This window comes from Anabaena azotica FACHB-119, from assembly GCF_014697625.1.
GTDB classification, from domain to species: Bacteria; Cyanobacteriota; Cyanobacteriia; order Cyanobacteriales; family Nostocaceae; genus Trichormus; species Trichormus azoticus_A.
The window spans coordinates 1-12447 of sequence record NZ_JACJSG010000091.1; the positions used below are offsets into that span (position 1 = coordinate 1).

A 12447-nucleotide genomic window follows, 5' to 3' on the forward strand; every position below is an offset into this window, starting at 1 on the left:
TTCATCCACCTCAACTACTCGTTCATCTAGTTCAGAGATAGATTCATCCACCTCAACTACTCGTTCATCTAGTTCAGAGATAGATTCATCCACCTCAACTACTCGTTCATCTACCTCAGATACTCGTTCATCTATCTCAGAGGTAGATTTATCCACCTCAGATACTCAAAACCCTTACTCTACTTTCCACTCCCTACTCCCTACTTTAACAATTGCAAACACAACTGCCGGAAATGGTCGCCCCTGGCTTCAAAATTGGGGTATTGGTCGAAGCTGGCGCAGGCTGGAGATAGGAGGACTACAGGCGCATGATGTTGTTTGGCTAATTCTTGCGATCGCACCACGGCTTTATCCATCGTCTCCACGATCTCATAATTGGTATAGCCGATTTCTTGTAGGCGTTGGGCGAATGCTGGTGCTGCTGCGCCAATTAGTAACACGGCGGCGGTTTGCGTTTGAATTTTCGCCATCCAGCCTGTATCATCCCCTGGTTTGGCTTCACCACCAGCAATCAAAACTGCGGGGCTTTTCACTGATGCTAGTCCGACTTCCGCCGCATCGTAGTTAGTGGCTTTGCTGTCGTTGATGAAGTCGATACCTTCCCAGGTGCAAATGTGTTCTAAACGATGGGGAACACCGGGAAATTCTCGCACCGCCTTGTCAATAGCATCGGGGGGAATGTTCGCTAACCGGGCGGCGGCTACAGCCATGAGGAGATTTTGCAGGTTATGCGCCCCTACCATGCGTAAAGCGGAGGCTTCGATAATTTTTTGGGGTGGGGAGTTTGGTTGTAACTGTTCCACCACCCAACCATCCTCAATATAAAAGCCTTTGTCACCAAGTAAGTGTGCTTTACCTTTGACACTTGTCCAATAAGCATCCGCCCATTGACTTGTACCTATCTTATTTAAGTAAGCATCATCCCCATTAAAAACTTGTAATTGGGATTGACGTAATAACTTAGCTTTGATGTCGTAATAATTTTCTAACGTCTTGTGACGGGCTAGGTGATCTGGGGTGAAGGTTGTCCAGATACTGATGCGGGGGGCGAGGGTGGAGGAAGATTCTATTTGATAACTGCTAATTTCTCCGATTACCCAGTCGGGGGCTTTTTCGGCTAGGGCAACTTCACAAGCTGCATAACCAATGTTACCGCAAGCGGGGGCATCCAATCCGGCTGCTTGGAAGATAGCGGCGATTAAGGCGGTGGTGGTAGTTTTGCCGTTAGTTCCAGTAATGGCTACCCAGGGGAGTTGTTTTAGATGTCGCCATGCTAACTCCATTTCGCCGATAGTTTCTATACCCAATTCACGCGCCTTGACTAAGGCGGGAATGTCCCAAGGAACACCAGGACTCACAACAATTAAATCGGGGAAATTACCTTCTACAAACTCTAGCGAAGACCCTAATTCAACTGTGATTTGTTCTTGTGCGAGTTCTTGTTGCTGCTGGAGGAGGGTTTCGGAGGAGTTGCGATCGCTCAGAACTACCTCCCAACCATCCCGTTTTAACAATCTCGCCGCAGCAACACCGGACTTTCCTAATCCCACTACATGAGCTTTGGACATAGACTGAGGCAGAGTTCCCTGGTTAAGCACTCATAATAGTAGCGCTTAATGAGCAAAAATTACACCCATTTTTATTGCTTTCTGCTACAGATTTTTCAACATCTAACGCACCCTACTGGACTGACACAGCTAAAATGTGGCATTAGTTAACTACAGAGGCACAGAGACACAGAGATTAGAGAGGAAACTGGTTGATTGTTCATATTTTAGATATAGCTCAAAAAGTTTATTCTTCTAAATTCAACATAGGACAGGTTGGCGGATTTTAGGTTACTTTTCCGCTTACTAAGCTGTTCCACATTTAACTTGCATAACTAGGGCGGGCAAGATGCCCACCCCACAAGAGTATGATGTTATTTCAATATGCAAACTAAATGTTTTTCAGCTTACCTGTTCCTTGCTTTATGCCGAACTCAGGTAATGTGGTTTACCTTGTGGGTAGTCTGGAAATTCTTACCACTGACGACTGACAAAACCTACAGATTTTTTACTATCGCCCCAAAGTCAGCTAACACCCGCGCATGATTCCGCAGTAATCCTAGTAAGTTTAAGCGATTGCGCTTAATATCTGGGTCGGGATCAATGACTAGCACACTTTCCGCCCCATCAAAAAACTTACTCACAGTAGGCGCAATATTTTCTAACCCTGCAACTAACAGTTGATAGTTGCGTGACTCTTGGGCTTGTTGAGTTTGCGGTACTAGCTGGACTAAAGCATCGTAGAAAGCAGACTCAGAAGGCTTTTGGAACAGTTGGGGATTGACTACCGAGGTGGGGTCTAACTGGGCGGTATCTAAATCGCCTTGGGCTGCTAGTCTGGTAGAACGGTTGACGGTTTCGTAGATTTTATCCAGTGTACCGTCGTGGCGGATTTGTTGCAGGTATAAGGCGCGATCGCGCACATCCAATAAATTCTCTAAAGCCCTTGCTTGATATTCTTCATCATTCTCTCCCAACACCGCATTTACCAAGTCGTAATCAATTTGTTTCTCTTCTTGTAATAAGGTGCGGATGCGTTGTAAGAAAAACTCGTTTAAGGCTTTAATTAATGGCGCTAGTTCTTTGTTGTATTGGGTGGTAAAGTCGGCGGCGATTTGTTGCAGTAAAGTAGCTAAGTTGATTTGTAAATTAGCCGCCCAAGTAACGTTAACAACAGCGTTAGCGGCGCGACGTAATGCAAAGGGGTCAGATGAACCACTGGGAATTAACCCCAAGCCAAAGATACTAACTAAAGTATCAAGTCTATCAGCCAAACCCACGACTTGACCTGTGAGGGTTTGGGGTAAGATGTCATCTGCACCCCGTGGAAGATAATGTTCAAAAATTGCCGTGGCTACTTCGGTGCTTTCTCCACTAGCGACAGCATATTTTTGTCCCATAATTCCCTGTAATTCTGGGAACTCGAAGACCATTTGGGTTACTAAATCAGCTTTACATAATAAAGCAGCTCGGTGGATATGTTGGCTTTCACTTTCCCCTAATTGCAGTTGGCTAGTAATTTGTGCCGCAATCTTGACAATTCTTTCTACCTTGGCACGTAAAGAACCCAAGTCTTCTTGAAAGGTGACAGTTTCTAATTGGGGTAAATAACTTTCTAAACTCTTAGATAAATCGGTTTTGTAGAAAAACTGACCATCAGCTAATCTCGCGCGAATGACTCTTTCATTACCCACAGCAATGATTTCTGATTTGGTTGGGTCGCCGTTAGAAACAGTAATGAAATAAGGTAAAAGTTCCTGATTATCTCCAGTTTTGAATACAGGAAAATAACGCTGATGACTGACCATCACTGTAGTTGTAACTTCAGTTGGTAAGTTTAAAAATTCCGCTTCAAATTTACCCACAACTGGGGAAGGCCATTCTACTAAATTAGTTACTTCCTCTAATAAATCTGGATACATTTCTGTATATCCATCTAATTTCTGCACTGTGGCTTGCACTTGTGCTTGAATTGTCGCCTGGCGTTCATTCGCATCTACAGCCACATAACCAGAACGCAGTGTATTGACATAATCGCTGGCTTGGGGAATGGTAATTGGTGCTGGATGTAAAACACGATGACCGTAGGAAGTGCGATCGCTTTTCACCGTCAAGGAACCATTCACCAATTCAAGCGGTAAAATCGCCTCATCTAACAAAGCAACTAACCAGCGAATGGGACGGGAAAACCTCACATCCCCATCCCCCCAACGCATCAACCGCTTACCCTCCAAGTTATAAATCCATTCGGGTACAAGTTCGGTTAAAATGTCAGCCACAGGACGACCTGGAGTTTTCTTCTGTACAAAAACAAACTCCCCCTTATCGGTGGCGCGAACCTCCAACGCCTCCAATTCTACACCTTGCCTTTTGGCAAAACCCACAGCCGCCTGAGTTGGTTGACCATCTTTAAAAGCCGCTTGTGCGGGTGGGCCTTTGATTTCCTCTTCCCGGTCTGGCTGCCCAGATGGTAAACCTGTAATCAGGACAGCTAAACGCCGGGGAGTACCGTATACTTCCACAGATTCACTTGTGAGGCTATTAGCTGCTAAACTTTGGGGAATGCGCGATCGCCACTGTTTTATAGCATCACTCAGAAAGCTTGCAGGTAATTCTTCTGTTCCAACTTCCAATAAAAACCCAGGCATAGGACTCTATTTTGCACTTTATCAATTCCAACAGTTTACCTTGCCACAGAGTGGGGGTGTAGGGGTGTAGGGGTGTAGGGGTGTAGGGGTTTAGGAAATCAAGTAGACAGGTTACACATGAAAAGTAAAAATTCTCCCCCCACTCCCTCATCTCCCGCATCTCCCCCCAATCCCCAGTCCCCAGTCCCCAGTCCCCAATCCCCAAGAGGTTACATGATTAGAAAACTTCGTCGCTTTGCCAAAGCCGTTACGAAACCATCATATAAAGATGAGTTCTATCACTACCCCGGAACCATCCCCGGAACCATCATTATTGATGAAAATGCGCCGCCACCGCAAATTTACTTAATGGACTATTGTCAAAATAATTTCACTCACCAACGATTGACAGCACCGGAAGATTGTGTTCCCTATTTGGATCAGGAATCTGTGACTTGGGTAGATGTCCAAGGTTTAGGTAGTCGGGACGTATTGGAAAGATTGGGGAGGGTATTTGAGTTACCGCCTCTAGTTTTAGAAGATGTGGTGAATGTATCGGAACGTCCCAAAACAGAGGATTATGACGACCAATTATTATTTATTGCCCGGATGGTAGTTCCTAGAGAAAGAGGTGGCGGATTTTACAGTGAGCAAGTGAGTCTAGTTTTAGGTCAGCACTACTTGTTAACTATACAGGAAGAACCGGAGCATGATTGCTTTGGGGGTGTGCGAACAAGAATAGAAAAGGCTAAAGGAATTATTCGCCGGCAAGGTGCTGATCATTTAGCTTACGCTTTGATTGATGCTATTGTTGATGGTTTTTTCCCAGTTTTAGAACGATATGGGGAAGAACTGGAGGATTTAGAGGAGGAAGTAATCGTTAGTCCTACTCGCCAAACATTGCAAAAAATATATCAGGTGCGGCGAGAATTACTGCAATTGCGCCGTGCTATATGGCCGCAACGAGATGCGATTAATTCTTTAATCCGCGATCGCAGTGAACTCATTAGCGAGGAGGTGCAAATCTACCTACGCGATTGTTATGACCATGCTGTACAAGTTATGGATATGGTGGAAACCTACCGCGAGTTAGCCTCTGGCTTGATGGACGTGTACTTATCTGCGGTCAGTAACAAAATGAATGAAGTAATGAAACTACTAACAGTGGTTTCCTCAATCTTTATTCCCCTAACTTTTGTTGCTGGAATCTACGGAATGAACTTCAATACGGAAAAATCGCCCTACAATATGCCTGAGTTGAATTGGTATTGGGGTTATCCACTTTGCTTAGGAGTTATGGGAGCGATCGCCTTTGGATTATTATTCTTATTTTGGAAACGGGGCTGGCTAGAAAATTCTTCCACCATTAACCGTGATTAAATATTCAACATCACCAACAAGTTACGTAAAAAAATTATTATAGGGAGTTGATATTTCAAGTATGAGGAGTACTGACCAAAATTTACTTGTTTTAACAATTTATATTATCGGTGTAACTTATGTGTTTAACCAGATGATCTCATCTATAGATGAGCGCATCAAATATAACTATAAGAAAGCAGTTGTAGATGACCAACTAAAACAGCAAGAACTCGACGCTAAAATTGACATATCTTTTAAATTCAGTTCATACAACTCTTATGATGAGGTTAAAGAACTCTCAATAACTATTGAAAATAAATCTGATGATGTGGCTGTCTACGTAGACTGGGATAATAGTTCTATAGTTGTGGAGCATACAAAACAATCGCGGCGAGTGATCAGAAGATCACCAGACTTAACCCGTGACTTAGCCGTACCCCAAAGTCCCAGTTTAATAGTTCCTAAAAAAAGCCTGTCAGCATCCATTACAGCCGAAGATGTCTTAAAGCTGGAAAACGGCACTTACTCAGTCAGCAAACCCTTAATTGATATTACCGGACTCAAAAGTGGTGGCCCGCCTCAGAAGAAGTTGTACGGAGACTTTATCAATAGAGGTAAAGAATTAGAATTTTCCCTACAATTAGTGATGCGTCTCACCAAAGTCAGAGCAGGACTAGCCCCTGGTGCAGAATACCCCCCTATATCTATTATTAATTGCCCCTTTACCATCAAAAAACTACCTTGGACTTACGCCCTACCTTGGAATAAAAAGAAATAAGCAAAACGAACACAATACACCATACAAGATTACACTGGAACTAGGGAGAGAGTAGGCGTTGGCGGTTGCAGGTCAGTCAAACTGGCTTGAGGAAAGTCCGGACTCCCGAAAGACCAAACTTGCTGGATAACGTCCAGTGCGAGCGATCGTGAGGATAGTGCCACAGAAAAATACCGCCTAATTCAGTGAACAGTGAACAGTGAACAGTGAACAGTTAATACCTGATAACTGATAACTGATAACTGATAACTGAAAAAGGTAAGGGTGCAAAGGTGCGGTAAGAGCGCACCAGCAGCGTCGAGAGGCGCTGGCTCGGTAAACCCCGGTTGGGAGCAAGGCCGAAGGAACTATGGTTGGTCTTTTACCAGTTCCGTCATAAGAGCGCCGCTAGAGGCGTTTGGTAACAAACGTCCCAGATAGATAATCGCCCTCTGGTAAAGCAATTTACACAGAGAACAGAACCCGGCTTACTACCGACTCTCTCCTCTTTTAGTCAATAGTCAATAGTCAATAGTCAATAGTCAATAGTCAATAGTCAATAGTCCAAAGGAACGATTATTAACTGTTGACCACTGACAACTGATAACTGACAACTGATAACTGACAACTGACCAATAACCAATGACCAATGACCAATGACCAATGACCCTCGTTTATCCCCGCCGGCAAAGGCAACTTGAAAGTTTAGTAAGAAAATTAGGTTTGCCAACAACAGCGCCAATTAAGTGGCAATTGCTGGATTTGGCACTGACTCATCCTACTGTTTCTGAGTCAGCAAATTATGAACAATTGGAGTTTGTGGGTGATGCGGTGGTGCGGTTGGCTGCGGCTGTATTGCTGTGGGAAACTTATCCAGATTGCCAAGTGGGAGATTTTGCCGCCATACGTTCGGTATTGGTGAGCGATCGCATCCTCGCCCAATTAGCTAGAGAATATGGTTTAGAATTATACTTACTCGTTGCCGGCAGTGCCACCAGCGATAAAATTGGTCAAGAGTCACGATTAGCTGATGCTTTTGAGGCTGTTTTAGGAGCGCTTTACCTCAGCACTAATAATTTAGATTTGATTCGCCCTTGGTTAGACCCCCACTTCCGCCAACTAGCAACGGAAATTCGCCTTGACCCCGCCAGACTCAACTATAAAGCCGCCCTCCAAGAATGGACGCAAGCACAGTTTAAAGTATTACCAGAATATCGAGTTGTTGAGATAAATCAAGCCAACCGCAATCAAGAACGCTTCGCCGCCGAAGTCTGGTTAAACGGTAACAAACTCGGCGAAGGTAAAGGACGTTCCATCAAAGCCGCCGAACAAGCCGCAGCCAAAGTAGCTTTTCAGGCAATTACTCCGCCTCAATAGTCATTGGTAATTGGTAATTGGTAATTGGTAATTGGTAATTGGTGAATAGAATAGTTAGTAGGGTGCGTCAGTATGAATATTTCCTTGGTATAGCTATGATTTCTCGTAAGTAGCACACCCTACATTTTGGAAATTTTTTTCTTTGGAACTCCCTAATAACTATTGACTATTGATTGTTGACTGTTGACTATGGACTAATGACAAATGACAAATGACAAATGACAAATGACAAATGACTAAAATCGCTATTATCGGTGTTGGACGCTGGGGAGTGCATTTGTTGCGGAATTTTTTAGCACATCCGCAAGCTGATGTTGTGGCGGTAGTTGATCCCCATCTCGAAAGGTTAGCAGTTGTTAAGCAGCAGTTTAATTTGCCTGAAAATGTGCTACTAACTACTCAATGGTCTGATTTACAACAAGTACCAGGGTTAACAGCAGTTGCGATCGCCACTCCAGCAACTACTCACTACAAGCTCATCAAAGATGCCCTCAAAGGTGGCTATCACGTCCTCGCAGAAAAACCCCTCACCCTAGACCCGTCCGAGTGTACAGAACTTTGCCAATTAGCCCAGAATCGGCAATTAATCCTCATGGTTGATCATACCTATTTATTTCACCCAGCCGTTGAGGAAGGGCAAACTGTAGTTCAGGCGGGTAAATTAGGGGAGTTACGTTATGGCTACGCCGCACGCACCCATCTAGGCCCTGTTCGTCAAGATGTTGATGCCTTATGGGACTTAGCCATTCATGACATCGCCATTTTTAACAACTGGTTAGGTCAAGTCCCCGTCAGCGTACAGGCGACGGGTACAGTTTGGCTGCAAGGTGCGGGGAGTGGGGGAGATGGGGGAGATGAGGGAGATGAGGGAGATGAGAAAAACTCAGTTCCCAGTCAACTGTCAACTGTCAACTGTCAACTGTCAACTGGATTAGCCGATTTAGTCTGGGTAACATTAACATACCCAAATGGATTTAAAGCGTATATTCACTTAAGCTGGTTGAATCATGATAAACAGCGTCGCTTGGCTGTGGTGGGTAGTTTGGGTACTTTGATTTTTGATGAAATGTCACCATCATCACAGTTAACTTTATTACATGGTGAATTTGAACGTCAGGGAAATTTATTCTTACCTGTAAATCAAAGTAAAGAGGTGTTGGAACTAAAATCAGGTGAACCTTTGCAACGAGTTTGCGATCGCTTCATTACTTCCATTCTCCAGAATACACCCCCAGAGATTTCCTCTGGCTGGGTAGGCACAGAATTAGTCAAAATTCTCTCTGCACTCACAATATCTCTTAATCAAGGCGGTCTATCTGTTGCTGTTAACTAAAGGCGCTTGGGTTAGGGGGAGCAGGGGAGCAGGGGAGCAGGGTAGAAACCCACCCCTAGCCCCTCCCAGGAGGGGAAAAGGGAGATGAGGGGGTGGGGGAGAACAACTGTCAACTGATAACTGATGACTGATAACTGATAACTGTCAACTGTCAACTGACAACTGTCAACTGACTAATTACAATAAACACTAACCTCACAATTTTCTTTTAATGGCTGTATCTCGGAATATTCTTGTGCTAACTCTGTGGTTTTAGAGCTATAGTTACCATTAGTTTCTAAAAGTACTGGTTCTTTATTATTAGCAGATAAACTAGTTTCCTTAACTTCTTCACCAGCAGCTAAAAGTTTCTGGTTTTTGCCATTATTCTCTTGTACTGCTAGGGATAATAAAGAAACATCAATTATTGGCAAAGTAATCTTAACTGTAGTACCTTTATTTATCCCAGCACTCTCTAAAGTAATAGTACCACCCATAAGTTCAATTAAGTTGCGGGAAATCGCTAAACCTAAGCCTGTACCTTCAAATTTACGGGTAGTGCTAGCATTTACCATCACGAAAGGACGGAATAATTTGTGTTGTTGAGATGGTTCAATACCCAAACCTGTATCTGTAATACTAACTGTTACTTGGGAAGTCCCATCAATTAAAGTTTTCTTAGTTGTAACAATGGTAATGCTACCTTCATCAGTAAATTTAATAGCGTTGCCAATAATATTAATTAATACTTGTTTTAGTTTAGCTGCATCTGCTTTCACAGGGATTGGTGCAGTACCTAAGTCAGTTTGCAGTTTTAAGCCTTTTTGTTGAACATTGACTGACTGTATATTGATGACTTCTAATAGTATCTGTTGTAAGTCTAAAGGCTGCATAACCACCGAAAGTTTTCCGGCTTCAATCTTAGAAATATCTAATAAATCATTAATAATTCCTAGCAGGTGTATGGCTGTCTCATCAGCACGCTGAAGAAATTCTAGTTCTTCTTCTCGGTCATCACAAAAGCCATCTTTAACTAAACGTACACAGTTGATAATAATATTTAATGGGTTGCGTAATTCGTGGGAAGTTGTCGCTAAAAACTGACTTTTAATTTGATTAGCATTTTTGGCTTCTTTCCAAGAAGTTTCAATTTCTTCTGCCCAAGCTTTAAGTCTATCAACCATTTGGTCTAGTGCTTGTGCTAGTTGATTAAATTCCCGAATTTTGAAATTATGGGGTATTGGTGTGGCGGCGTGGTGGCTATGAATGTTTAAAGCATAGTCACGCAATTCTTCCACAGGCCCGGCTAGGTAAGGTGCTAGATAGAATGATGCTACTAAGCTTGCAGCAATTAAACCAACTGTTAAAACGATCAGAACGAGTTTGATTTCTTCTAACCCCAGTAGCGCATTATCTACAGTTGTCACAGACATGATGATCCATTTTTGCTGCGGCTGTGCTGTAGTGGGATTAGCAATTACTGTATAACCTGCTACTAGTTCTTTAGTTTTTTGAAAAATTAAATTTATTGGTTCGTTACGTCCAGCAATGGCATTTTTAATAATACTTTGGACTTGGTTAGCATCTGAGTGTTCTTTAATATTTGTACCCATTAAATCAGCTAATGGGTGAGCTAATATTGTCCCATCTTCGGCAATTACTATGGTAGAACCAGCTAGTGAGCCTGGTTGATTACGAGTTTGTCTATACAATGATGATTGCAAGTTTAAGGTATACTTTAATTGCCCAGAATTATTATATACGGAGGTAGCCAATAGTAGTTGCAATTGGTCTTCGGGATTGCGTGGCCCGGTAGTTCCAGGTTTTGGCGGTGCAATGCTGCTAATTTCTACGCCATCATGCGGAACTGGTGGCCCCATTTGGGCAATTTCTTTTTTACCGCAGGTGCTGGCAATAATTTCATCATTCTGCACACTAGTTAGTTGCAAGCACTCTATGTAGTTAGGTAGTGATTTGGCTAACTGGGTTAAAAATGCTTCTATCTCTTCAGGGGAACCTGATTGTATAACTGTCGTGTGACTGGCAGTTAGCATGGTAGTTTTGAGAGTGGCGATCGCACCTAAAATCCTCTCTCCTCTGATGACAGCACTTTCTGTCAGATTTTGTCGAGCAGTTTTGAGTAAGCTAGAGCGAGCCTTATTCAATGCAGCTAATTGTCCAATAAATAATACTGGCACAAACAGCAGCAAAATTCTCGTTACTAAAATACGTCTAAATGACGATTGACCGTTATTACCCATTTAGTGTCTCACTTCGCAACTGCAAATCACAACAGAAAACACAGGCAATTAGACTAGCTAAAGGAGACATTTATGAAGATATCATAAATTTGTTATCAAGAGTTTAAATTATCAAATGTTTAATATAGCAGAAGCAGTGTAAGATACAAAAGTTTAACGAAAACAGATGTAGGAACGAGTTGTTCTGCATCTAGACCCCGCCAGTCCAGGTAGAGTTGAAAAAGCTGAGGGGTAATTGATTAACTTACATCAGGCTATGATATTTTTGTTGCTGCCCTCATTTGGTAGTAAGTGGAAGAACAAGACTATCGAACCAACCTCATGGTGCAACACCGACCGCATACAACAGTAGTTTTGGCAATGAGTGCAGATGGCAAGATAGCAGATTTTATGCGATCGCCTGCTCGATTTGGTTCGGGTGCAGATAAATCACACCTAGAACAACAAATCGCTGCTGCTGATGCCGTTTTCATAGGTGCGGGTACAATCCGAGCCTATGGGACAACAATGACCGTATCAGATACAGCCTTGCTGCAACAACGCCAAAAACAAGGCCAGTCTGAGCAACCGATTCATATAGTTGTTACACATACTGCTAACCTTGATCCGGAAATAAGATTTTTCCAACAGTCAGTCAAGCGCTGGTTAGTAACCACGACACGAGGTAAAAGCGCTTGGGAAGGACGCTCAGAATTTGAGCGTATTTTAGTTTCGGAAACGCCAACAGGAGAAATAGACATTCCTGCGGTTTTACAGCACCTAACATATTTACACATAAAACGCTTGGTTGTACTAGGTGGGGGTACATTAGTATCTTCTATGCTGGAAACAAATTTAATAGATGAACTATGGCTGACAGTCTGTCCATTGATTTTAGGCGGTGTCAATGCACCCACACCCGTAGATGGTAGAGGATTCGCAGCAAAATTAGCTCCCCACCTGCAACTGTTGGAGGTAAAAAAAGTCGCACAAGAAGTTTTTCTCCACTATCAACTACAACGGCAGATAGATTAAATTAGTCAATAGTCAGTTGTCAGTTATCAGTTATCAGTTGTCAGTTGACAGTTGTGCCTTTTCCCCCTTCCCCCTTCCTGACAGGTGTAGGTTTTTTATTGGTGTTCCAAAAACCTTGGTTTGGGGTGTAAGGGTGTAAGGGTGTAGGGGTGTAGGGGTGAATAAAACAATGATTTTCTCGTTAGTTTTA

At 43.1% G+C, this 12447-nt stretch carries 8 protein-coding genes and 1 other RNA gene; 6 read left to right on the forward strand and 3 right to left on the reverse strand.

All coding sequences use genetic code 11. The annotated features are described in order from the left end of the window. Positions 1-200 precede the first annotated feature (200 nt). Positions 201-1568, reverse strand: a complete 1368-nt coding sequence (gene murD / locus H6G83_RS33625) for a UDP-N-acetylmuramoyl-L-alanine--D-glutamate ligase (protein WP_190480326.1) — start codon at positions 1566-1568, stop codon at positions 201-203. Positions 1569-2044: 476 nt separating this feature from the next. After that, positions 2045-4195: a glycine--tRNA ligase subunit beta gene (gene glyS / locus H6G83_RS33630; protein ID WP_190480328.1), complete on the reverse strand. Its 2151-nt coding sequence runs from the start codon at positions 4193-4195 to the stop codon at positions 2045-2047. A 213-nt stretch (positions 4196-4408) separates the two neighbouring features. Between glyS and corA the strand changes: the two genes are divergently transcribed. The 5 genes from corA (at position 4409) to H6G83_RS33655 (ending at position 9003) form a co-directional block, all read left to right on the forward strand. Continuing rightward, positions 4409-5554, forward strand: coding sequence for a magnesium/cobalt transporter CorA (gene corA, locus H6G83_RS33635; protein WP_190480338.1), 1146 nt, complete (start codon positions 4409-4411; stop codon positions 5552-5554). Between the two features lie 61 nt (positions 5555-5615). Then, entirely contained in the window at positions 5616-6314 is a 699-nt protein-coding gene (locus H6G83_RS33640) for a hypothetical protein (protein ID WP_190480330.1), read from the forward strand. Between the two features lie 47 nt (positions 6315-6361). After that, positions 6362-6800: RNase P RNA component class A (rnpB, locus tag H6G83_RS33645), an RNA gene on the forward strand. Positions 6801-6956: 156 nt separating this feature from the next. Continuing rightward, positions 6957-7670, forward strand: coding sequence for a ribonuclease III (rnc, locus tag H6G83_RS33650; RefSeq protein WP_190480332.1), 714 nt, complete (start codon positions 6957-6959; stop codon positions 7668-7670). A gap of 232 nt (positions 7671-7902) precedes the next feature. Beyond that, positions 7903-9003 carry a Gfo/Idh/MocA family protein gene (locus H6G83_RS33655; protein ID WP_190480334.1) on the forward strand — a complete coding sequence of 367 codons (1101 nt, stop codon included), beginning with the start codon at positions 7903-7905 and terminating at the stop codon, positions 9001-9003. A gap of 173 nt (positions 9004-9176) precedes the next feature. Here the strand turns inward: H6G83_RS33655 and H6G83_RS33660 are convergent, their stop codons facing one another. Beyond that, on the reverse strand, positions 9177-11243 hold the full coding sequence (locus H6G83_RS33660) for an ATP-binding protein (protein WP_190480336.1): 2067 nt from the start codon (positions 11241-11243) through the stop codon (positions 9177-9179). A gap of 321 nt (positions 11244-11564) precedes the next feature. On the opposite strand from H6G83_RS33660, the gene H6G83_RS33665 reads away from it, so the two are divergent. Next, positions 11565-12257 (forward strand): RibD family protein, encoded by a 693-nt coding sequence (locus H6G83_RS33665; RefSeq protein WP_190480340.1) that lies wholly within the window; start codon positions 11565-11567, stop codon positions 12255-12257. The last annotated feature ends 190 nt before the right edge of the window (positions 12258-12447 follow it).